The following is a 21638-nucleotide window of genomic DNA, read 5'->3' on the forward strand; positions in this document are numbered from 1 at the left end:
TTAATGAGTGTCTTGCAACTTCATCAGCAGCAAGCTAGGTCGGCTATATTACTCTCTATCTAAAGAAAGTCAACAGGTTTTATTGATTAATTTTCAACTTCTTCAAGACTTCCAGATTTAAACCCTTTAGGCTAAATCCTTGTTTCTCAACAAGTTTTAATCAACATCACCGCCGATGGATGTGCATTCTACAGCATTTCAGAGGGGTTGCAACACTTCTAAAAAACATTTTTTATCGTGTGTTTATTTTTCAAACCAATAAAAAAATAAGTTATTGTTATTTAATAATAATTTATTTTAATTATTTTTCTATTTTATTTAGACCCCTATTTAAAATCTAGCCAAATTACTATTAAGATACTGTTTTATATATATTTTAGTTTGAAAATTATTTTCAATCTCAAGATGATCGTTCAGTATTAATTCTATTTTTGTTTTCTTATTCACCAAGATGCTGTTCAAACATACAAAATATGCTGTAAAGCTCAATTACTTACTGTTCAGATTTTATAACAGCCTTTCCTAAAGTTTCTTTGCTTACCTCCAAATAGTAAAAAGCCATTGTTTTACAACAATGGCTTTTTTGACTTCATTTACTTTTATAAATACGAAATGATTAGAACTTCATACTCACACGCGCCCAATAATTACGACCAATATTATTGAATTGCTCATCCGCTGCAAAACCAAAGCCTGCACTACCGGCTTTATTTAAGTGCTCGCTATAAGTTTTATCCAATACGTTATCAATGCCTACAGAAAGATCTACTCCCTCACGAACATGGTAGGTGCCATTCAGTGACAAGGTTCCAAAACCACTGCTTTCAGCTAGATCATACCCCACAATATTGCCTTGATCTTTACTGATACGATTTTGACTATCCACTACACGCCATAATGCACCTAAAGTATATTGATCTTGCACATAGCGCAGATTGACACGCCCTTCTAAAGGAGAGATTTGCGGTAAAGGTTTATCATCGGTAGTGTTTTTACCCCATGCATACATAGCACTGACATCGGCCTGTAGATGATCGGTAAATTGGTAACCAATCCCTGCTTCAGCTCCGGCAATCGTGGCATCGACATTTTTAGCACCCGCTGTTTTACCATGGTTCATCATTCCAGGCATGCTATGCACGTGATAACTCATCAACACATAATCATTGATTAAACCTGCATAAGCAGAAACCCAAGAATTCAGGGCGCCATGCTCATGTTGATAGCCCAAATCCAGCTGTAAGGTTTTTTCGGTATCGATTCCATTAAAGGCATTCACTGTACCGGCATTTCCATGAGCTGTACTAAATAACTCCCAATAATCCGGCATACGCTCGACATAACCTACACCAATATAGGTTTTGGCATCATGTTCCGGATGTTGGTTTTCAAAACGAATAAATGCACTGGGTAGAGTTTTATCCAATTCGCGGTTATAGCCACTGATGAGAGATTCCGTACGCAGGTCCTTTACATTGACTTGATCTAAACGAGCACCACCGACCCATTTATTTTGCTCACTCAACTCATAACTAAGTTCGCCAAAAGCGCCATAAGAGCGGAATTTCATATCTTTACTACGCGCTTGATCTTGATAGGGGGTCATTAAGCTGCCGCTGCGCTTGGAATGTTCATTATTTTGACTATCCAAACCGCTAATAAATTGCAGCTTGTCCCATTCATGCGTCACAGCCAGACGCGCATTTAAGGTTTCTCGTGCGACGTTTGAAGCCATTGGCATACTCATCATCCCACTTGGTTTGAATTCACGTAAGCTAAAATTATCCATGACATGATCGTTAAAACTATAGTTCACCTGCGCTTCAATTTTCTTGATCACATCGGTGACATTTTTCTTTTCTACACGAAGCCCAAGGCTTTCACGTGCAAATTGAGAACCATCCATTTCACGACCTGCATAGACCGCTTCGCCATCTGCTTTCCCGCCAGTAAGTTCGATCCAAGTATTTTCATCAGGCGTCCAACCTAACGCCACATCAGCATTCCAGCGTTGCCAATCCGAAGGAACCGTGTTGCCCTCCCCATCTTTATAACTATCTGAAACTGAGCGATTGGCATTTAAGCGAATATATTTTTTCTCATCCCCGACTGCCGCTTCGACATTATGATCAAGACGACCGTATGAACCCATCAGCACACTGGCTTGACCTCGGTAAGGCTTATCTTGACTCAATTTTTCGGCTTCGCGTTCAAAGATGACGGTCGCAGCCGAACCGGTATTGGCATATTGCACCGTTTGCGGTCCTTTAATCACCGAAATACGGTCATAACTTTCAGGTAAAATATATGATGTCGGCGCATCCATACGGTTTGGGCAGGCACCCAGATTTTCTGTGCCATCGGCTAAAATTTTAATCCGCGAACCAAACATGCCACGGAAAGTCACATCGCCATTGGTACCGCCATTTTTGATCGAACTAAATCCCATAATGCTTTGCAGATAATCAGCACCATCACTGGCTGGAATTGGCTGAATCGGCTGTTTAGGATCTGCACGCACAATGAGTCCATTGGCATCATTGCCGGAATGAGCTGTTGCCACAATCGGTGCTAAAGTTTGAACGATGGTATTTTGTTGCTCGGCAAATACCGAAGCTGAATAACAAGCCACACAAATTGCAGCCGCAAGAGGCTGTAAATAAAATTTAGGCTGAGCCATTTTTAAATCTCACTAATACATAAATACAACTAGGCTGGAGTCATCCAAGACCCAGAAATTTCAAATGGTTGATTTATGCAAATAGTGGCGGGGCTCGCCCTTGGGGCAGCAGAAAGAGTCGCTGTAAAACAAACCAGACATGACTAAACGTCTTTTGGAATGCAATTAAGCGAATTTGAATACGGTCTAAAACTTCTTTGACGTCTAAGTCAGGGGGTAAAACCAAATTACCGTAGACGGTACAGTACTGACACTTATGACTGGCATCATGATCATGCCCGGCATGCGAATCATGCCGTTGAGTGTCTTGAGTTACTTGATGATGGGAGTGTTCAGAAGTTGAAGTTTGATGAATAGGAGTAGCGCTGAGTAATAATGCACGCGTAATGGTTTCACAGACCGGAGCAATCTGATATTGCTTCGGAAGCAAAGGCTGTAAAAAAACAGCAATCTGTAAAAATACCGCTATACACGATAGCAGCAGACCACTACGCAAAAGCACCAGCAGACCCTAAAATTTGTCTAACTTAAGTATAGCAAAACCCAATCGGAATTGGACTTTGTAAATGTTCATTTTACCTGCCAATTTGGGCTTAACGTTTTACCGTAACTTTCTCTTTCTGGCGTTGACGAATAGTTTTTTCGACTTTTTCACGTGCACGTTGACGTTTTAATGGCGATAAATAGTCGACAAATAACTTACCATTTAAGTGATCCATTTCATGTTGAATACAAACAGCGAGAAGTTCGTCTGCTTCTAGCTCAAATGACTGACCTTCAAGGTTAATTGCCTCGATTTTTACACGTGACGGACGCTCAACTTTATCGTATATTTGAGGCACTGATAAACAGCCTTCTTCATAGGGCTGAGTTTCTTCAGTTAATGGGGTGACTTTGGGGTTAATAAATACCATGGGTTGATCTTTATGTTCAGATAAATCCATAACAATCAGCTGAATATGATGATCGACCTGTGTTGCAGCCAAACCAATACCAGGCGCTTCATACATGGTTTCAAACATATCTGCTGCAAGCTGACGAATTTCATCAGTGACTTCTTCGACTGGTTTAGCAATGGTACGAAGACGGGGATCCGGGAAACTTAAAACAGGTAATAAGGCCATACGGTGTCCTCACTTATGCCATTGATCAAAAAACAAAATGAAGGAATGCTTCATCAAAAAAATGTGTGTAATATCGTTATTATAACGCAACTACATACATAATTTTAGGAATTATGATAATGAAAAAGGTTTTGAAAGGCACACCAAATTTTAGTGCCTTGGGGTTTAAAAAACAATTATTGGCACTTGCCGTATGTGTAAGTGTTGGAATCGGGATGGTAAGCCTTGCTGAAGCAGCCCCGGCCCGTAATATCAACCCACCGGCCTTAAAAGCCGGAGCACCACAAGTTTATGTGGTGAAAAAAGGTGATACTTTATGGGATATTTCTAAAAGATTCTTAAAGAATCCGGTACGTTGGCCTGAAATTTGGGCAAGCAACAAACATGTGAAAAATCCGCACTGGATTTTCCCGGGCGACCGTCTGCTCATGTGTACCTATAACGGCAAACCAATCATCGGTAAAGATGAAGGTGATGGCTGTGAAGGGATTATCCGTCGTTATACGGGTGGTACGGGTACAAAACTTCAACCTCAAGTTCGGGTTGAATCTTTAAACAACGCCATTCCTGTCATTCCACTGGAATACATTAAACACTGGTTAGAACGTAGCACCATTGTGGCGCCTGAATCTATTACAGGTACCCCATACATTTTAGGTACTGCGGATCAACGTGTTCTTGCTGCCAAAGGTCAAACCGTTTATGCACGCGGAAATGGCTTGGAAGTTGGTCAACGCTATGCAGTTTATCGTGAAGGCGAACCGTATATGTTTAGCGACGCCAAGGGTAAAAAGTACAATGCTGGTCTTGAGTTAATTCAAGTTGCCTCTGGTGTGGCTATAAGCGGTGAAAACGACATTACCACCCTTGAACTGACAGATACGTATAATTCTGAAGTTCGTCGTGGTGACCGTGTTCTGCCTGAATTTGATGCAATGCTTCCTACCCTGTTCTATCCGACCAATGCAGAAGATGTGATTGCCGGTGGCCAAGTGGTTCGCGTAATGGGTTCCATCGGAACAGCTGCAAAACACAGCGTAGTGACCATTGACCGTGGTAGCTTGCAAGGCGTCCAAGTCGGACATGTGCTTACAGTGAACCAAAAAGGTGAAGTGGTTACCGATCCGAAAACTAAAGAACGTGTTCAATTACCCGGTCAACGTATTGGCAACATCATGGTATTCAAAAGCTTTGAAAACTTAAGCTATGCTTATGTGCTTGATAGCGAATTACCGATTAAAGTCGGTGCTGACATTCAGCCACCCCTGATGGATGACTAATCCTTACATCTAGAAATGAGGCTGCAATTTGGCCTCATTTCTAGGGTCTGTTGACAATTCGTCTATGTTTGCGACGACGAGTATTTTTTAAAGGATACGAGGCGTGAACGACACAATTTAGTCATTCGAAGTGCGTAGTTCACAACAACGTAGCATTGAAAAATACTCTAGTCCCCAGCTGCGTCTTGCACTGCAAACCATTTATGAACTGGCAACAGACCCTATTTTAAACAATAAAAAGAAGACATATTTAAAGGTCTCGTTATGCTCAATTCATTAAGCTCCGTACAGCTGGATTACATTCGCTTGTGGTTTCTGGTGCAACACTCGCTGACCAGCTTTTATAAAATTAATGCACACTATACCCATCTGGCCGAGGCAACCCTGCCTGATCAAATTGAAACGTGGCAAAAGCTTGGCATTCACAAAAATCATATTCAACGCCTGCGAGATTTTCACCTTGCCGAAGCACAGTTGCAATTTCAGCATTGTATTGCCCTGATTCAAAAAAATAGCGATTTTATCCTTACGCTCGACCATCCCGACTACCCGACTCAACTGTTACCCTATGCAGATAAACCGCCTATTCTGTTTGGTCAAGGAGATGCTCAAGCCTTGTTGCAACCGCAAGTTGCCATTGTCGGTAGTCGTAAACCCAGCAGTCATGGACGCCAAGTGGCTTATGATTTTGCTTTTTATCTCAGTGAAAAGGGCTTTTATATTGGTAGTGGTTTGGCGCAAGGGATTGATGAAGCCGCACATCAAGGGGCTTTACGTCATAGTCGAACTATTGCCGTAATGGGCACCGGCTTAGATCAAACCTATCCGACCCAGCATCAGCAGCTGCGACAACAAATTGTTGCTCATTCGGGTACGGTGATGACTGAATTTTTACCGGGAACACCGCCTTTACAACACCATTTCCCACGGCGTAATCGAATTGTCAGCGCTTTAAGTCTGGGCGTAATTGTTGCTGAAGCCACGTTAAAGAGTGGTTCACTGATTACGGCCAAACTTGCTGCTGAACAAGGCAAATTGGTGTTTGCCATTCCAGGACATATTTATAGTGAGCATCATCAAGGCTGTCATCAACTGATTCGGGAAGGTGCTATTTTGGTCGAGCATCCTGAACAGGTGATTGAAGACTTGGCCCTCCCTACCCAATGGCATACTCAACAGCACAGCGAACAAACAAAAAATTCACATAGCCTTGAAGCACCAACCGAATTACCGCCTCACTTAACGTCACTGTATAACCAGCTGGATTGGGTGGGGCAAAATATAGATGAGATTATTGTTAAACAGCCATTAGATATCGGCACACTGACCAGCCAACTGATGGAATTGGAATTGCTGGGCTTATGTATGCAGCAGGCGGGTTTGTATCTACGTTGTCGTCCAAGCAAATAAGGTTCACAATAAGCCTTTGAATATATTTGAAGGAATAAAATCCAATGATTACCACCTCTGTTGCCGAAGCTGCTGAATGTTTAAAACAAGGACATGTTTTAGCATATCCTACAGAGGCAGTTTGGGGCTTAGGCTGTGATCCTTTTAACCAACAGGCTTTTTTGGAAATTTTACGTTTAAAACAGCGTCCGATGGAAAAAGGGGTGATTTTACTGGCGGCTCAGATCGCACAAGTTGAGCATCTCTTAGAATCCCTCACCGCAGAAATGCGTCAAAAAGTGCTTGATTCATGGAGTCATCGCTCTCCCGGTGAACGAGCAACCACCTGGTTACTGCCTGCTGGCAACCATATTCCCAACTGGATTAGAGGTAATCATTCTAAAGTGGCCGTCCGTGTAACCACCCACCCTTTATGCGTAGCGCTATGCAATGCATTTGATGGTTTTATTGTATCGACCAGTGCCAATCCTGCCGGTGGCCAACCTGCCCGCTCACTGCAAGAAGCCAACCAATATTTCTCAATGCAAATCGATTACTTGAATGGTGATTTAGGGCTTAGCCAAGAACCGAGCCGCATCATTGATGCCGAAACAGGTGAAGTGATCCGCGCTTAAGCGGGGGTCATTTCATGATTTGATAATAAATGCTGATTTTTAGGCAAAAAAAAGCTCAGCCATATAGGGACGGCTGAGCATAAAAAGGATGTGCATAAATCACATCCAGAGGGTCGGTAAATTTGGTTGCAAAAGTCTAAATATTGTTAAAAATAACTTAAACATTCACGATATATATATTATCTAATAAATTGTTTTGTAATACAAATATCTTATTTATCTTATAAAACACTTAAAAACTATGAAACATTCATCATATTTTCTCAATAAGTTAAATTATCTCACTATTTTTTAATTATGTTTTCTTCAAATCACTGTTTTCTGTACACTGAGAAACCATGATTCATAGCCAAACTCGATGAAGAATAAATAAATAAAATAGATTCGTTTGCTTATTTTTTAAACCACATTTTAACTTCAGCATTCAGTTTTTCTGCTGTCTTGACTGGAATTGCTTTCTTTTGTGCCAATAAAATTCCCAGCAAAATGATGACTCCCCCAATACTGTGATAAATCGTCCACGCTTCTGCTAACCACACATAGGCAATAATTGCAGTGCAGACCGGCATTAAGTTCATAAAAATACTGGTTCGGTTCGGCCCAATCATTTGTACTGCCAGCATCCAGACGAATGGTGCAATCAAAGAGGGAAAAATTCCGGCATATAGCACACTGCCTAGATTGTGTTGATCAACTGGATCCAGTCCTAAATATAAAACAAAGGGTAAATGGTAAAGCAAGGCAAAAGCGATCTGCACATACAAACTAATCATCAATGGAATTTGGAGTTGCCACTTTTTAAGAAATACTCCATAAAAGGCATAGAAAAACACAGCAAGCACCATCATGGCATCGCCCAGATGTCCACCTGACTGAACCAGATTGAGCAGATTTCCCTGTGCCATCACATACAACAAGCCGATAAAAGATAAAATGCTGCCTACCACTGCAAAACGGTTGGGAATATCCTTCAACATAAGCATGGAAACAAAAATGGTAAACACCGGAATAAAGGCATTGATAATGCCCATATTAGTCGCAGTCGTATAATGTGCAGCGGTATAGCCCAGCCCTTGATACAACACCATGCCAAAAGCACTTAATACTACGAGCTGTTTCCAATGTTGCATAATCAATTGACGTTCACGCCAGACTTTAACCAACATAAAAGGCGTTAAAACCACAAAGGCTACTAACCAGCGATAAAAACTGATACTGACCGGGGAAATATAGTCAGCGACATACCGGGTCACAGTAATATTCAAAGACCAGATTAAAACTGCCAGTAATGGCAAAGCCAGTGCCCACCAGACTGTTTTATTTTGCTGTGTCATACCCTTTCCCGTACCTGAATATTCGATATTCATTTTTACCGAAGTCTGAAATAATTAGAATATCGAATTTCAGACATCAGTATTGAGCTACAGACACTGATTGATCGGGTTGTGGTTATTCAAATCAGCTTCAGAATATTTCCATCATCAATCGATCAATAAAAAATGAGCACAAGGATTTTTATATGCTAAAGCATATTGAACAGTATATAGAAGTGAATGATTTCTTTTATCAAAAAGATGAAATTGTGGCGCCACACAGTTCTTTATGGGGTGATTTTAATTTTAGTCTGAACGGTATTCTGGAATATGAAATAGAAGGAAAAAGGTATCTGTCACCACCCAATTATGGTCTGTGGTTGCCACCAAAAACCGCGCATGCCTCGATCGCGCTGGATGAACAAATTACTCACTATGTCTGTATTCGAGTGCATCCTTACCTGTGTGAGCATTTTTCTACTTGCACCAAAACTTTAAGTATTCGCCCTTTTCTGCGTCACCTGGTGCATGAAATTCTGGGACAAAAACAGCAAAACATAACCACGCCCCATTATCAGCATTTATTACAGGTATTATTTGATCAACTGAAAACTGCACCTGCGTATGAGCATTATTTACCGCAAACCAATCATGTTTTGCTTCAGCCCCTATTACAGCAATTGGCCAGTCCAGAGCTATTTCACAAAAGCTTGCAGCAACTTCTTAGGGATTCATCCATCAGCGAACGACATTTACTGCGTTTAAGCCAGCAGGAATTACAGTTGAGTTTATCTGAGTGGCGCAATCGGGCCAAAATTTTATATGCGATCACCCAGATTCGCCAAGGCAAAACAGTAAAAAAACTGGCCTATGAATTGGGATATCAGCACAGTTCCAGTTTTATTGAATTCTTTAAGCGTTATACCGAACAAACCCCTGCACAATTGCGTGACATCTAAATTCTCATGTTATTAAATAAGTAACTCTTTTTGCAATTTGCAGCAGCTTACCAACAAAAACACCATAGTCAGCAGCCAGTCAGATATGCGACTTTACTTTTTGGACTCCGCCTAGTATGTGCCATATTTTTTAAATTTGAATGAATAGAATCAGGTTTAGTGATGTAAACCTGTGAGGATGCATTATGAAAAAACGATTATTAGCTTCACTGTGTTTTGCCACTTTGGCATTAACAGCATGTGATAAAAAAACAAATGAAGCACCTGCATCGTCATCGACGAGTAGCTCAGCGGTATCTACTCCTGCTAGTACTCAGCCTGCAACTGTTGCCTTAAGCTCAAACAATGCTGCAGATATTAAAAACGATTTAAACCAGATCGAAACCCTCTCTACCAGCCGAACCCAAGAAGCTTCTGCTTTGCAAAATAAAGCCAATGAAGCCGCGCAAAAAGGCGATAAAGCTTCTTTAAATACAATTGTTGCAGAAATGAAAACCTATATTGGACGCTTTAACCAAGACCTTGATGCTTTAAACCTGAAAAGTTCAGAAGTGGATGCATTACGTAAAAAAATTAAAGAATCCAATAATGTGGGTGTAGAGTTTTCTGAAGCAAGTATTGCCAATACCCCTGACAAGAAAAAAATAACCGAGCTTCAAAACCGTGTTGCTGCATTGCAAAAAGAACTGGTTTCTGAAACCCAAGCTTTGCAAAATAAAGCCAAAACAGCACCCTAATCTAAGCTTGATATTAAAAAACAGGTCTATTGACCTGTTTTTTAATTCTTTTATCCCAAATAAAATTAATCTACAAATCAAAATAAATGCTTGTCGATAGCGTTAATAACCGTTAAAACAAAACAGTGATTATCTCAAGTATTTAAGGACAATAGAATGGGCCATTCCGTTTATGACATTCCTGTCAAAACTATTCAAGGCAATGAAACCACACTGAACCAATATCAAGGTAAAGTTCTGCTCATTGTAAACACTGCCTCTAAATGTGGTTTAACGCCACAATATGAAGGTTTAGAAAAACTATATAAGGACAAAAAAGATCAAGGACTTGAGATTTTAGGTTTTCCGGCCAATAACTTCCTGGCACAAGAACCAGGTTCTGACGACGAAATTCAAGAATTCTGTTCACTCAATTATCAAGTAGATTTCCCGCTTTTTTCTAAAATTTCGGTTGCTGGTGAAGATAAGCATCCGCTTTATCAAACTTTGACTCAAGCCATTCCAGAACGTACTGGTGAAGGGCCGTGGTGGAAAGATCTGGTCGATTATGGTTTAACACCGAATCCAAAACCGGAAGTGCTGTGGAACTTTGAAAAATTCCTAGTGAATAAACAAGGTGAAGTGGTGGCACGTTTTGCACCGGATATTACAACGGATGATGCCCGTATTGTTGATGCAGTGAATGCCGAACTTGCCAAATAATTTGTAACAACAATGTAAGCATCTACATACCGTGTAGGTGCTTATTTTTTTATTATAAAAACAATAATTTAAAGTAATGAAAATCCATCTTCCCTACTTCATATTTCATCCTTTATTTTAATTATTCAATAACACGACGTTCACTATCTATCAATGACTTAGGCATAGGATGAACTTATCAACCAACCGCCATATAGACAAGGTGAAGTATGAATACTCTAGTCAAAGCAATTGTTTTATCATTTTCTACTGCTTTAGTTGCTGCACCTGCAATGGCTGCCCCACAAGATCATTACGGTCAATCTCATCAAGTTCAAAATCACCATAAAGCACCTGTTCAGCAACATCACCATACTGTCTATAAAAAAGCGGTCAATCCGTCACATGACTGGAGAGTGGGTCAAAAAGTCCCAACTCAATACTATAGTCAAAGCTATAAAGTGGATCACAAAAAATTTAAAAAATTGAGCAAACCCGGTAAAAACCAGCAATGGATTAAAGTGAATGGCGATTATGTGTTAACCAATGTCATGAATCATAAAATCATTAAAATTATTAGCAGTTAATTTCAACAATCTTAGTCAAAAAAGAGTGCTTCGGTGCTCTTTTTATACTTTAAAAATAAATTTGTTATCGCTTTGCAACAATCAGTTTTTTCTCCACATTTCGCCCTTATATTAACAACCATTAAAGTAAAGATATGAATTGATTATGAAAAAAATCATCCAAAATGTGGTTTCTCCTTTTGTGATGTTTAGTGCGGGTCTGTTATTGATTGGTTGTGAACAAGCAAACTCACCTGATTCAACAGAAACCCAAACTTCACAATCAAGCGAAATATCTGAACAGCCATCTAAAGAATCAGCTACAGAATCGGCAGCAACCTCTAAGGCTGAGCTGAAAAGTGGAAACATGTTTTATATCGTGCGTGACGTTGCAGATATGCAGCTTAAAGCCGGTGATTATGTTGAACAGCTGAAGCAAACTCAAAGTGAGTTGCAAACCGCAATTAATGATAAAGATCAACAGCAGCTGCAAGCTACTGCCAAAAATCTGCAACAGGAACTGACTGGATTTAATCAGGCATTGACTGGCTTGAACCTGAAAAGTCAGGAGATTGATTCGATTCGTCAAAATATTATGCAAGCCAATCAGCAAGTTTTAGCTACCCCGTTGTTAAATGGTGATGTCGATTTAAGTCAGGTCGATTTCAAGAAAATTGAAAAACAGATGGGCAGCATTCAAATGGAAATGATCAAACTGGCTGGTATGATCATTCCACAAGGTCAGGATGAATCAGATCAGAATGAACAAGACTCAAATGAACAAAACCAGGAAAGCTAATATTTCAACCAGTTTCGACCCATTCAGCATAACTGGGTGGGTCGAAATTGATCATTGATATTGTCTAGAGTTTTCTACACTGATATCTGCTTTCACCGTGCTATGAACGATTATCTCTGGTGCTTCTTTTAGAGTTAGACTTATTATAAAAATTTCATCATCTTTATGCATTCTAACTACAACTAAAATAGATAATTTAAGTCCTGTCATTCACGGTAAATTTCGCCATATCCTTCATTGCATGATTTAATCAGGTCTCTCTTTCTAGTTCGCAGATTTTTTCATGCAACTGATTATTTTTACTGGTGTTCAGGCTTCGGGTAAATCTTCTTTTTATTTACTGAATTTGCATCACAGCCATTTGCGGATTAATCTGGATATGCTGAAGACCCGGCACCGTGAAAATTTAATTTTTGAAGCGTGTTTAGCCAGTAAAGCCAAATGTGTCATTGATAATACCAACCCGACAAAAGCAGATCGCGCACGTTATATTGAGCGTGCTAAAGCTGCTGGCTTTGAAGTGATTGCTTATTATTTTGAAACCGATTTAACAAACACTTTAGTGCGTAATAGTTATCGTATCGGTAAAGCCAATATTCCTGAAGTCGGGGTTCGAGCGACTTATAAAAAACTGGGAATGCCAACTTTAGAGGAAGGCTTTACTGAAATTTACGTAGTGAAAATCATCGGTAATGGCGAGTTTTCTGTATTGCCTATGTCCTGCTAATCTTTTCTGATCAATTGATTTTACTGTTCACGCCATGCTTTAAAAGCAGTTTGCATCGCTTGCTGTGCTTCAGGTTCGGCTAAACGGCTTTCCATTATGGAAAAATCACCTTTATAAGCTGCAGCAACCATGGATTTTGCTAGCTCCTGAATACCCGCTCGACCCTGCTGTTTATAAGTTTGAATTTCATCCTCTGTTAAAACCAAGTCCCAGCAAGATACGACTGAACTCATATCTACAGCAATGCCGAGATAATACTGTTCAAAGTCTTGGTAAAGTTCCCAAAAGTGGGCTTCATGTTCAATGAGGTTCATAAGATAAAATTTGTGAATGGAATGAATTCAACTTAATACAGGGGATGAATAAAATATATGCAACTTTAGATATATCAATTAAGAAACTCATGCTTTTAATTGGGCATAAAAAAACCACCCTTTCGGGTGGTCTTTCAATCTCGAACCGTCTCTTATTGAGCGCGGTTTTTGATTTTGCGGATGGTTTCCAACTGAGCAGCAGTTTCTGCAAGAGCAGCCAAAGCAGCAGCAGAGTCCAAATCGCTCTTTTGATTAGCTAGCAAAGTTTCAGCATTTTTACGCGCTTCAAGAATTGCAGCTTCATCTAAGTTTTCAGCACGAACTGCAGTATCTGCAAGAACCGTGATGACATGCGGTTGAACTTCTAGAACACCACCAGATACATAGATCAACTCTTCTGTACCGTTTTCCAACAGAACGCGAATTGCGCCCGGTTGAAGCAAAGTTACCAACGGAGCATGGCCAGGCATAATACCCAACTCACCGCCAGCACCTTTCGCAATTAGCATAGTTACAGTGCCAGAGTACAAAGACTCTTTTACACTTACAACATCACATTGCATAGTCGCCATGAGAATCTCCTAAATTAGAGCAGCTAATTAAAGTTTCTCGGCTTTAGCAATAACTTCGTCAATACCACCAACCATATAGAACGCTTGTTCTGGAATGTGATCGTATTCACCAGCGAGAAGACCTTTAAAGCCACGAATCGTTTCTTTAAGAGATACTAATTTACCAGGCGCGCCAGTAAATACTTCAGCTACGTGGAACGGTTGAGAGAAGAAACGTTGGATTTTACGCGCACGGTAAACAACCAATTTATCTTCTTCAGCAAGCTCGTCCATACCAAGAATTGCGATAATGTCTTTCAATTCTTTATAACGTTGAAGAACGTTTTGAACTGAACGAGCAATTTCGTAATGCTCAGCACCAACTACTAATGGATCAAGTTGGCGTGAAGTTGAGTCTAGTGGATCGATCGCTGGATAAATACCAGAAGATGCGATGTCACGGCTCAATACAACAGTTGCGTCTAAGTGAGCAAACGTTGTAGCAGGCGATGGATCTGTTAAGTCATCGGCAGGTACGTATACCGCTTGGATTGACGTAATAGAACCAGACTTAGTAGATGTAATACGTTCTTGAAGAACACCCATCTCTTCTGCAAGAGTTGGTTGGTAACCTACTGCAGATGGCATACGACCTAGAAGTGCAGACACTTCGGTACCAGCCAATGTGTAACGGTAAATGTTGTCAACAAACAACAATACGTCACGGCCTTTACCGTTTTCGTCTTTCTCGTCACGGAAATATTCGGCCATAGTCAAACCAGTCAACGCTACGCGTAAACGGTTACCCGGTGGCTCATTCATCTGACCGTAGACCATTGCTACTTTGTCTAGAACGTTAGAATCTTTCATTTCGTGATAGAAGTCGTTACCTTCACGAGTACGCTCACCAACACCAGCAAACACAGATAAACCTGAGTGAGCTTTCGCGATGTTGTTGATCAATTCCATCATGTTTACAGTTTTACCAACACCGGCACCACCGAACAGACCAACTTTACCGCCTTTAGCAAACGGGCATAGTAAGTCGATGACTTTAATACCAGTTTCTAAAAGGTCAGTAGAAGCCGCTTGTTCAGCATAAGAAGGTGCTGCGCGGTGAATCGGTAAACGTGCTTCAGTCGCAACAGGACCAGCTTCGTCGATTGGTCGACCAAGAACGTCCATGATACGACCCAAACATGCAGTACCTACAGGTACAGAGATTGGAGCACCAGTGTTAACTACGTTCAAACCACGCTTAAGGCCTTCAGTAGAACCCATTGCAATAGTACGAACTACGCCATCACCAAGTTGTTGCTGAACTTCTAAAGTAGTTTCAGTACCATCAACATGGAGAGCGTCATAGATCTTAGGAACGCTGTTGCGTTCAAACTCGACGTCGATTACCGCGCCGATGATCTGAATGATACGACCGCTATTCATTGCTGTCTCCTCAATTCAAAATAATGTTAAACGGCAGCGGCACCACCAACGATCTCAGAAATTTCCTGAGTAATCGCGGCTTGACGCAGCTTGTTATAAATAAGTTGTAGGCTCTTGATGATGTCACCTGCATTGTCGGTCGCAGCTTTCATTGCCACCATACGTGCAGATTGCTCACATGCGATGTTTTCAATCACACCCTGATACACCACAGACTCGATATAGCGAACTAACAAACCATTTAATAGCTCTTCAGCCTCTGGTTCATAAAGGTAATCCCAACCGTATGAACGGTTCAGATTCTCGCCTTCTTCAGCCGCTGCCAAAGGAACGAGTTGCTCAATCTTTTGATTTTGAGTCATGGCATTCACAAAGCCGTTTGATACAAGATAAATACGATCTAACTCGCCTTTATCATACGCATCCAACATCACCTGTACAGAACCAGATAACTGTTCAAGACTTGGAGCATCACCCACCTGAGTGGTTGCACCTAGCACTTTACCGCCGTAGTTTTTAAAAAACGAAACCGCTTTTTGACCAATTAAAGCAAATTGAACTTCAATTGACTGCTCTTGTTGCTGTTGGACGTGTTTAACCACTTTCTTGAACAGGTTAATGTTCAAACCACCAGCAAGGCCACGATCTGAAGACACAATGATATAGCCAACGCGTTTTACCGGACGTTCAACCATATAACGGTGTTTGTATTCAGGGTTCGCTTGGACCAAATGAGCAATTACACGGTGCATATTTTCGGCATACGGACGGCCTTGAGCCATGCGCTCTTGCGCACGACGCATTTTAGAAGCAGCTACCATCTGCATCGCACGCGTAATTTTCTGCGTCGACTTGATACTAGCTACTTTGGCGCGAATTTCTTTTAAATTTGCCATACGCTTAACCTAGTATTCGAAGGCTCTTTCAAGCCTCCGAAGGTTGATTCCGTGAACCAAGCCCACTAGCTTTTAGCAATTGCTAAAATTAGTAAGTTTGAGTCGCTTTAAAGCTTTCAATACCAGCTTTGAATGCTGCTTCGATTTCTTTATCCCAAGCACCAGTCTCGTCAATTTTTTGCATTAACGCAGCGTGTTCTGAACGGAAGTAAGAAACAAGCGCAGCATCAAATGCAACGATTTTCTTCACTTCAACGTCAGTCATATAACCTTCGTTAGATGCATAAATTGAAACAGCTTGGTCAGCAATTGAATATGGAGCATATTGTTTTTGCTTCATTAATTCAGTTACACGTTGACCATGTTCAAGTTGCTTACGAGTTGCTTCATCAAGGTCAGAAGCGAACTGAGCAAACGCTGCCAATTCACGGTATTGCGCCAAAGCAGTACGGATACCACCAGACAATTTTTTGATGATCTTGGTTTGCGCAGAACCACCTACACGAGATACAGAGATACCCGCGTTCACAGCAGGACGAATACCTGCGTTGAATAATGATGTTTCTAAGAAGATCTGACCATCTGTAATCGAAATCACGTTGGTCGGTACGAATGCAGATACGTCACCTGCTTGAGTTTCAATAATCGGCAATGCAGTTAATGAACCAGTTTGGCCTTTAACTTCACCGTTAGTGAATTTCTCAACGTAGTCAGCAGATACACGAGAAGCACGTTCAAGTAGACGTGAATGTAGATAGAACACGTCACCTGGATACGCTTCACGACCTGGTGGACGACGTAAAAGCAATGAAATTTGACGGTAAGCAACAGCTTGTTTAGACAAGTCATCATAAATGATTAACGCGTCTTCACCACGGTCACGGAAGTATTCGCCCATTGTACAGCCAGAGTACGGAGCCAAATACAGCATTGCTGCTGGATCAGATGCACCTGCTGCGACAACAGTTGTATACGCCATAGCACCAGTTTCTTCCAGCTTGCGTACAACGTTAGCGATAGTCGATTGTTTTTGACCAATTGCTACGTATACACATTTAATGCCAGAGTTTTTCTGAGCGATGATCGCGTCGATCGCCATTGCTGTTTTACCAGTTTGACGGTCACCAATGATCAACTCACGTTGACCACGGCCTACAGGGATCATTGTATCTACTGATTTATAACCAGTTTGTACAGGTTCATCCACTGATTGACGCCAAATTACGCCTGGTGCTACTTTTTCAACAGCATCAGTTAATTTTGCATCAATTGGGCCTTTAGCATCAATCGGGTTACCCAAAGCATCTACTACACGGCCTAAAAGTTCTGGACCAACCGGAACTTCTAATACACGACCTGTGCAACGCGCTTTTTGACCTTCTTGAAGGCTTAAGTAGTTACCTAAAACAACGACGCCCACTGAATCCTGTTCTAGGTTCAGTGCCATACCAAATAAGCCGCCGTCGAATTCGATCATTTCACCGTACATTGCATCAGCAAGGCCGTGAATACGCACAATACCGTCGGAAACCATAACAATGGTCCCTTCGTTCTTAGCGGTTGCGCTGGTGTCCAGATCGCCGATACGCTGTTTAATGAGCGCACTGATCTCGGATGGATTCAGTTGTTGCATTGCGCTATACCTCAATCTTTTTTAAGTTCAGTCTTCTTCTATGCAGTAATTTTTGACAAAAAATTATGCAAGAAGACGAGTCCGCATTTTTTCAAGCTTGTTAAGTGCAGAGTCATCTATCACTTGGTCGCCTGCACGAATAACCACACCCGCAATAAGGGCTGGATTAACTTCTACAGTTACATTTACCGCAGCGTTAAATTTTTTCTCTAACGCTTGAGCCAGTAATTGTTCCTGTACAGAAGTCACAGGGAATGCTGATTCAATCACAACATCCACAGTGTTGTTATTCTGTGATTTGAGCAGTTCATATTCTGTTTCAATTTCAGGTAACAACGCTAAACGATCGTTGTCTGCAAGAAGAGTCAAAAAGTTTGACACTTCTTGAGTTTGATTCTCACCTAAAACTTTTGCAAAAACACTGACCTGCTCAGCAGGAGTAAGCTCAGGGCGATTCAAATAAGCGGAAAATGCTTCGTCTTGCACCGCAGCACTGAGCACTTGTAACACATTCGACCAATTGTCAGTTGCACCTTGCTCAGAAGCGAAAGCAAATGCTGCTTTTGCGTACGGGCGTGCCAACGTCAAGAGTTCAGCCATAATCGCCTCGCTTAAAGTTTAGCAGCCAGCTGAGTAAGCATGGCATTGTGAGCTTCCGCATCAACTTGCTGGTTCAGAATTTTTTCTGCACCAGTAACTGCCAAGGCAGCAACTTGTTGACGTAATTCTTCGCGTGCAGCATTGATTTCAGTGTCAACAGTTTCTTTCGCCTGTTGACGAATACGCTCACCTTCAGCAGATGCTTGAGTACGCGCTTCTTCGATCAATTGTGCACCACGACGGTTCGCTTGCTCGATCAATTGAGCCGCTTGTGCTTTTGCCGCATCTAATTCAGCTTTCACTTGAGCTTGCGCATCGGCAAGGTCAGCTTTTGCTTTTTCAGCAGCATTTAGCCCATCAGCGATACGACGCTGACGCTCACTAATCGCATTGATTAGTGGTGGCCATACAAACTTCATGCAGAATGCGACAAACATCGCAAATGCAATCGCTTGGCCAATCAATGTGAGGTTGATATTCATAGCTATTCCTCAATAGTTTAATTTAGGAATTAAGCTGATTAACCTACAAATGGATTAGCGAAGATGAAGAACAAGCCAATACCAACACCGATCATAGGCACAGCATCAAGAAGACCTGCGATTAAGAACATACGAGTTTGAAGTTGTGGAGCCAATTCTGGTTGACGTGCAACAGCTTCAAGGAAACGGCCGCCTAAAAGACCAAAACCAATCGCAGTACCTAAAGCACCAAAAGCGATCAAGATAGCAGATGCAATTGCAACTAGACCTAAAGTGAGTTCCATGAAAAATTCCTCAGAGGTTAGGTTTTACCCAATTAAATTAAAAATTGTACCCAACCATCTTATGATAGTTAGGCAATTACCATTAATGCTTTTCGCTTGCCATGCTCAAATATACGATAGTCAGCATCATGAAAATAAATGCTTGTAGCGTGATAATTAAGATATGGAAAATAGCCCATGGCACAGACAATGCCCATTGGATCCAGAACGGTAGTAACGCGATAAGGATGAAGATTAACTCACCCGCATACATGTTACCGAACAGTCGCAGAGCCAATGAAATTGGACGTGCAAGGAAAGTTACCAATTCCAAAAGCAAGTTAAATGGAATTAAAAGCGCTTTAGCGATTGGATTCTTTGGATTGAACGGGTTCAGCGCCAACTCACCAACAAAGCCACTCACACCTTTTTCACGAATACTGTAGAAAATGATTAGAGCGAATACAGATAAAGACATCCCTAATGTGATGTTTGGATCTGTTGTTGGTACGATTTTGAAATACACACTATGTGGATCCATTCCGAATACATTGCTACCAATAAGCGTAGCTAAATGAGGAATGAAATCTACCGGCATCAAATCCATTAAGTTCATGAGGAAAATCCACACGAAAATGGTCAGTGCAAGCGGTGCAATCAAACGTGACTTTCCGTGGAAAGTATCACGAACACTTGAATCAACAAACTCAATGATCATTTCAATTGCTGACTGGAACTTGGTAGGAACACCAGAGTTTGCAGCTTTCGCTACACACCAGAACAACAAACAGAAAATCAGACCAAGTCCGATAGACCAACCCATTGAATCCAAGTGAATAGCAGTGAACCCCATCTGTTGAGCTTCTTCAGCAGTCTCAGCCAACTTCCACGAGCCATCAGGCATCTTGCCATAGGTCATATTGGTCAAGTGATGCTTGATATACTCGGTCGAAGTGAGGGCATGTTCTTCAGCAGCCATAAATCACACCTGGTCAATGTCAAATACTAAATAGAGTGAACGAACATCGCGTGCTGCCTGATATCTCGTCCATCTCCTAAAAAACTTTTCAATTTTTTGTTGTGCTTAAACCCGTTTTTGTAGACGTGACGCTAAAAAAGGAGCGACCCACGACATGGCTTGAACGAGGATAAAACCACAAAACAACGCTGCCGCTGACAACGGTTTAACGTTACTTAAAATTAAAATGAAACCAACGATCACAATTGCAAACTTGCCCATCAGACCTCTATACATGTTCGAAAGAACCTGCTTTGAAGCTCGCGCACCTGCAGCTCGAAACGATTGCCAAGAAAAATAACAACTTGCAAGCCAGCACACCAACGCACCAAGTGCAGCGCTGTAAGCTGCAGTTGAGTCTTTCAGGACCCACCCTATCAAGGCTGAAACAGGAATCATGCATGCTTGTAAGATGACCAAAGCTTTCGCTAATCGTCGATCAATCATGCGACTAGTTCGGCTCATTATTTATTCACTCACAGCAATCATGCTTGACAAGTTTAGCTGATGATCGTTTTTAATCGCAGGCATTATAGAGTTACACCCCTGAACATGCAATCTTTTCCCGACCTAAGTCTGGTTTTTTTCAATGATTAAGTTGCTTTGTTACTAATCAATCACTGTTTATTTTTTGTATTACTTTCGTGCATTTAGCACACAGTTATGGGTTTGCTCGGCAAGTTTTTTCCAAGCCACGACAAAATCCCCTGCCCCACTCATACTTTCATCTACTGCTTGGAAGGTAATCGGATTCAATTTTTGGTATTGGTTTTTACTGGCATGTCCTTCTGCCAACAAGCACATATTACGATTTGGACGGCTATCATTTAGATATTTAATTTGCGCCATGGTAGGTGCAACATGCGGATCATCGGTCAATGCGCCAGCGAATTTCAAATTTAAGGCACGCTCTAAATATTGATAAGCATCGTGATATGCCCAGTAAGTCTTTGCAGATGATTTGGTATTATATTGTTGTGCAGTGAGTAACATCTCTTGTGCAAAGCGCTTGGCGTTCGCCCAATAGAGATCTTTATGTTCAGGTAATTGTTGTGAACGCAATGCAGCTATAAAGAAGCCAATCCGCACCGCATTATTTGGATCAAGCCAGACATGGGTATCCACAGTATTGTTTAAAGCGACCCTACGGGTATTGCGCTGCGGCAACGTTTGCACGATACCTGACTCTAAAACAGAAATAGCTTTGGGATTATCAGACAACAGCTTATCAAGCGGTGCTTCATGTGCCTTACCCAGCCAGATCACCAGTGATGCATCTAGAATGGCTTTGCGATGTGCAGGCGTAAGCGTGACATCATGTCCGGTTTGATCTGCCAATAACAGTACAGGCTTTTCAACTCCTTGCGTGATTTCTTCAGCAATAAGATAAATTGGATGCGTAGAGACCACTAAACTCTGTGACCAGCTTAAGGTACTGAATAAAGCAAGTGCACAAAATGCAAAGAAACGGGACATGAAAGAAGATCACCAAATATTCAACAGGTGTTATAATATAACAAATCAACAAAAATACCTACGTCTAATCGA

General features: G+C 41.3%; 24 protein-coding genes. 9 read left to right on the forward strand and 15 right to left on the reverse strand.

All coding sequences use genetic code 11. The features are described from left to right. Positions 1-616 precede the first annotated feature (616 nt). From E0H89_RS12945 to def, 3 genes are all read right to left on the reverse strand, one after another. Entirely contained in the window at positions 617-2680 is a 2064-nt protein-coding gene (locus tag E0H89_RS12945) for a TonB-dependent copper receptor (RefSeq protein WP_131217703.1), read from the reverse strand. Between the two features lie 73 nt (positions 2681-2753). Further along, positions 2754-3182, reverse strand: a complete 429-nt coding sequence (locus E0H89_RS12950; RefSeq protein WP_131217704.1) for a DUF2946 family protein — start codon at positions 3180-3182, stop codon at positions 2754-2756. A gap of 91 nt (positions 3183-3273) precedes the next feature. Further along, complete coding sequence (gene def / locus E0H89_RS12955) at positions 3274-3804, reverse strand: peptide deformylase (RefSeq protein ID WP_131217705.1); 531 nt, start codon at positions 3802-3804, stop codon at positions 3274-3276. 119 nt (positions 3805-3923) lie between these two features. On the opposite strand from def, the gene E0H89_RS12960 reads away from it, so the two are divergent. The 3 genes from E0H89_RS12960 to tsaC all read left to right on the forward strand — a co-directional run bounded on the left by E0H89_RS12960 (position 3924) and on the right by tsaC (position 7108). Then, a complete protein-coding gene (locus E0H89_RS12960) occupies positions 3924-5084 on the forward strand; it encodes a LysM peptidoglycan-binding domain-containing protein (protein ID WP_131217706.1) in 1161 nt (386 codons plus the stop codon). 264 nt (positions 5085-5348) lie between these two features. Further along, positions 5349-6494, forward strand: coding sequence for a DNA-processing protein DprA (gene dprA, locus E0H89_RS12965; protein ID WP_131217707.1), 1146 nt, complete (start codon positions 5349-5351; stop codon positions 6492-6494). A gap of 44 nt (positions 6495-6538) precedes the next feature. After that, complete coding sequence (gene tsaC / locus E0H89_RS12970) at positions 6539-7108, forward strand: L-threonylcarbamoyladenylate synthase type 1 TsaC (RefSeq protein ID WP_131217708.1); 570 nt, start codon at positions 6539-6541, stop codon at positions 7106-7108. A gap of 392 nt (positions 7109-7500) precedes the next feature. On the opposite strand, the gene E0H89_RS12975 is transcribed toward tsaC, so the two are convergent. Then, entirely contained in the window at positions 7501-8442 is a 942-nt protein-coding gene (locus tag E0H89_RS12975) for a DMT family transporter (protein WP_131217709.1), read from the reverse strand. 158 nt (positions 8443-8600) lie between these two features. Here E0H89_RS12975 and E0H89_RS12980 point away from each other — a divergent pair, with 158 nt between their 5' ends. The 6 genes from E0H89_RS12980 to E0H89_RS13005 all read left to right on the forward strand — a co-directional run bounded on the left by E0H89_RS12980 (position 8601) and on the right by E0H89_RS13005 (position 12890). Then, positions 8601-9380, forward strand: a complete 780-nt coding sequence (locus tag E0H89_RS12980; protein ID WP_250697875.1) for a helix-turn-helix transcriptional regulator — start codon at positions 8601-8603, stop codon at positions 9378-9380. A 185-nt stretch (positions 9381-9565) separates the two neighbouring features. Continuing rightward, positions 9566-10117, forward strand: a complete 552-nt coding sequence (locus E0H89_RS12985) for a PM1805 family lipoprotein (protein WP_131217711.1) — start codon at positions 9566-9568, stop codon at positions 10115-10117. 156 nt (positions 10118-10273) lie between these two features. Then, positions 10274-10819 (forward strand): glutathione peroxidase, encoded by a 546-nt coding sequence (locus E0H89_RS12990; RefSeq protein ID WP_131217712.1) that lies wholly within the window; start codon positions 10274-10276, stop codon positions 10817-10819. A gap of 209 nt (positions 10820-11028) precedes the next feature. Continuing rightward, positions 11029-11385 (forward strand): RcnB family protein, encoded by a 357-nt coding sequence (locus E0H89_RS12995; RefSeq protein WP_131217713.1) that lies wholly within the window; start codon positions 11029-11031, stop codon positions 11383-11385. Positions 11386-11530: 145 nt separating this feature from the next. Then, positions 11531-12163 (forward strand): PM1805 family lipoprotein, encoded by a 633-nt coding sequence (locus E0H89_RS13000; RefSeq protein ID WP_131217714.1) that lies wholly within the window; start codon positions 11531-11533, stop codon positions 12161-12163. A gap of 283 nt (positions 12164-12446) precedes the next feature. Continuing rightward, positions 12447-12890 carry an AAA family ATPase gene (locus E0H89_RS13005; protein WP_131217715.1) on the forward strand — a complete coding sequence of 148 codons (444 nt, stop codon included), beginning with the start codon at positions 12447-12449 and terminating at the stop codon, positions 12888-12890. Positions 12891-12910: 20 nt separating this feature from the next. Here E0H89_RS13005 and E0H89_RS13010 read toward each other — a convergent pair whose 3' ends face one another. From E0H89_RS13010 to E0H89_RS13060, 11 genes are all read right to left on the reverse strand, one after another. Next, on the reverse strand, positions 12911-13204 hold the full coding sequence (locus E0H89_RS13010) for a hypothetical protein (RefSeq protein ID WP_131217716.1): 294 nt from the start codon (positions 13202-13204) through the stop codon (positions 12911-12913). Between the two features lie 152 nt (positions 13205-13356). Then, positions 13357-13776, reverse strand: coding sequence for a F0F1 ATP synthase subunit epsilon (locus tag E0H89_RS13015; protein ID WP_086204403.1), 420 nt, complete (start codon positions 13774-13776; stop codon positions 13357-13359). Between the two features lie 27 nt (positions 13777-13803). After that, positions 13804-15198 carry a F0F1 ATP synthase subunit beta gene (atpD, locus tag E0H89_RS13020; RefSeq protein WP_131217717.1) on the reverse strand — a complete coding sequence of 465 codons (1395 nt, stop codon included), beginning with the start codon at positions 15196-15198 and terminating at the stop codon, positions 13804-13806. 26 nt (positions 15199-15224) lie between these two features. Next, entirely contained in the window at positions 15225-16094 is an 870-nt protein-coding gene (atpG, locus tag E0H89_RS13025) for a F0F1 ATP synthase subunit gamma (protein WP_131217718.1), read from the reverse strand. 88 nt (positions 16095-16182) lie between these two features. Further along, positions 16183-17727 carry a F0F1 ATP synthase subunit alpha gene (gene atpA / locus E0H89_RS13030; protein ID WP_131217719.1) on the reverse strand — a complete coding sequence of 515 codons (1545 nt, stop codon included), beginning with the start codon at positions 17725-17727 and terminating at the stop codon, positions 16183-16185. A 63-nt stretch (positions 17728-17790) separates the two neighbouring features. After that, entirely contained in the window at positions 17791-18327 is a 537-nt protein-coding gene (locus E0H89_RS13035) for a F0F1 ATP synthase subunit delta (RefSeq protein WP_067725897.1), read from the reverse strand. Between the two features lie 11 nt (positions 18328-18338). Beyond that, the gene (locus E0H89_RS13040) at positions 18339-18809 is read right to left on the reverse strand and encodes a F0F1 ATP synthase subunit B (RefSeq protein WP_067725895.1); all 471 of its coding nucleotides are present in this window, start codon (positions 18807-18809) and stop codon (positions 18339-18341) included. Positions 18810-18847: 38 nt separating this feature from the next. Continuing rightward, on the reverse strand, positions 18848-19093 hold the full coding sequence (gene atpE / locus E0H89_RS13045; protein WP_000424060.1) for a F0F1 ATP synthase subunit C: 246 nt from the start codon (positions 19091-19093) through the stop codon (positions 18848-18850). 82 nt (positions 19094-19175) lie between these two features. Further along, positions 19176-20051 carry a F0F1 ATP synthase subunit A gene (gene atpB, locus E0H89_RS13050; protein ID WP_131217720.1) on the reverse strand — a complete coding sequence of 292 codons (876 nt, stop codon included), beginning with the start codon at positions 20049-20051 and terminating at the stop codon, positions 19176-19178. 105 nt (positions 20052-20156) lie between these two features. Further along, on the reverse strand, positions 20157-20555 hold the full coding sequence (locus tag E0H89_RS13055) for an ATP synthase subunit I (RefSeq protein ID WP_131217721.1): 399 nt from the start codon (positions 20553-20555) through the stop codon (positions 20157-20159). A 171-nt stretch (positions 20556-20726) separates the two neighbouring features. Then, on the reverse strand, positions 20727-21566 hold the full coding sequence (locus tag E0H89_RS13060; RefSeq protein WP_131217722.1) for a metal ABC transporter solute-binding protein, Zn/Mn family: 840 nt from the start codon (positions 21564-21566) through the stop codon (positions 20727-20729). Positions 21567-21638: the final 72 nt, after the last annotated feature.

The organism is Acinetobacter sp. ANC 3781, from assembly GCF_004331285.1.
Classification (GTDB): domain Bacteria; phylum Pseudomonadota; class Gammaproteobacteria; order Pseudomonadales; family Moraxellaceae; genus Acinetobacter.

Excerpts from the sequence above, each read along its gene's own strand:
- E0H89_RS12945 (WP_131217703.1), bottom strand. The coding sequence starts at position 2,680 with ATGGCTCAGCCTAAATTTTATTTACAGCCTCTTGCGGCTGCAATTTGT.
- def (WP_131217705.1), bottom strand. The coding sequence starts at position 3,804 with ATGGCCTTATTACCTGTTTTAAGTTTCCCGGATCCCCGTCTTCGTACC.
- E0H89_RS12960 (WP_131217706.1), top strand. The coding sequence starts at position 3,924 with ATGAAAAAGGTTTTGAAAGGCACACCAAATTTTAGTGCCTTGGGGTTT.
- dprA (WP_131217707.1), top strand. The coding sequence starts at position 5,349 with ATGCTCAATTCATTAAGCTCCGTACAGCTGGATTACATTCGCTTGTGG.
- tsaC (WP_131217708.1), top strand. The coding sequence starts at position 6,539 with ATGATTACCACCTCTGTTGCCGAAGCTGCTGAATGTTTAAAACAAGGA.
- E0H89_RS12975 (WP_131217709.1), bottom strand. The coding sequence starts at position 8,442 with ATGACACAGCAAAATAAAACAGTCTGGTGGGCACTGGCTTTGCCATTA.
- E0H89_RS12985 (WP_131217711.1), top strand. The coding sequence starts at position 9,566 with ATGAAAAAACGATTATTAGCTTCACTGTGTTTTGCCACTTTGGCATTA.
- E0H89_RS12990 (WP_131217712.1), top strand. The coding sequence starts at position 10,274 with ATGGGCCATTCCGTTTATGACATTCCTGTCAAAACTATTCAAGGCAAT.
- E0H89_RS12995 (WP_131217713.1), top strand. The coding sequence starts at position 11,029 with ATGAATACTCTAGTCAAAGCAATTGTTTTATCATTTTCTACTGCTTTA.
- E0H89_RS13000 (WP_131217714.1), top strand. The coding sequence starts at position 11,531 with ATGAAAAAAATCATCCAAAATGTGGTTTCTCCTTTTGTGATGTTTAGT.
- E0H89_RS13005 (WP_131217715.1), top strand. The coding sequence starts at position 12,447 with ATGCAACTGATTATTTTTACTGGTGTTCAGGCTTCGGGTAAATCTTCT.
- E0H89_RS13010 (WP_131217716.1), bottom strand. The coding sequence starts at position 13,204 with ATGAACCTCATTGAACATGAAGCCCACTTTTGGGAACTTTACCAAGAC.
- E0H89_RS13015 (WP_086204403.1), bottom strand. The coding sequence starts at position 13,776 with ATGGCGACTATGCAATGTGATGTTGTAAGTGTAAAAGAGTCTTTGTAC.
- atpD (WP_131217717.1), bottom strand. The coding sequence starts at position 15,198 with ATGAATAGCGGTCGTATCATTCAGATCATCGGCGCGGTAATCGACGTC.
- atpG (WP_131217718.1), bottom strand. The coding sequence starts at position 16,094 with ATGGCAAATTTAAAAGAAATTCGCGCCAAAGTAGCTAGTATCAAGTCG.
- atpA (WP_131217719.1), bottom strand. The coding sequence starts at position 17,727 with ATGCAACAACTGAATCCATCCGAGATCAGTGCGCTCATTAAACAGCGT.
- E0H89_RS13035 (WP_067725897.1), bottom strand. The coding sequence starts at position 18,327 with ATGGCTGAACTCTTGACGTTGGCACGCCCGTACGCAAAAGCAGCATTT.
- E0H89_RS13040 (WP_067725895.1), bottom strand. The coding sequence starts at position 18,809 with ATGAATATCAACCTCACATTGATTGGCCAAGCGATTGCATTTGCGATG.
- atpE (WP_000424060.1), bottom strand. The coding sequence starts at position 19,093 with ATGGAACTCACTTTAGGTCTAGTTGCAATTGCATCTGCTATCTTGATC.
- atpB (WP_131217720.1), bottom strand. The coding sequence starts at position 20,051 with ATGGCTGCTGAAGAACATGCCCTCACTTCGACCGAGTATATCAAGCAT.
- E0H89_RS13055 (WP_131217721.1), bottom strand. The coding sequence starts at position 20,555 with ATGAGCCGAACTAGTCGCATGATTGATCGACGATTAGCGAAAGCTTTG.
- E0H89_RS13060 (WP_131217722.1), bottom strand. The coding sequence starts at position 21,566 with ATGTCCCGTTTCTTTGCATTTTGTGCACTTGCTTTATTCAGTACCTTA.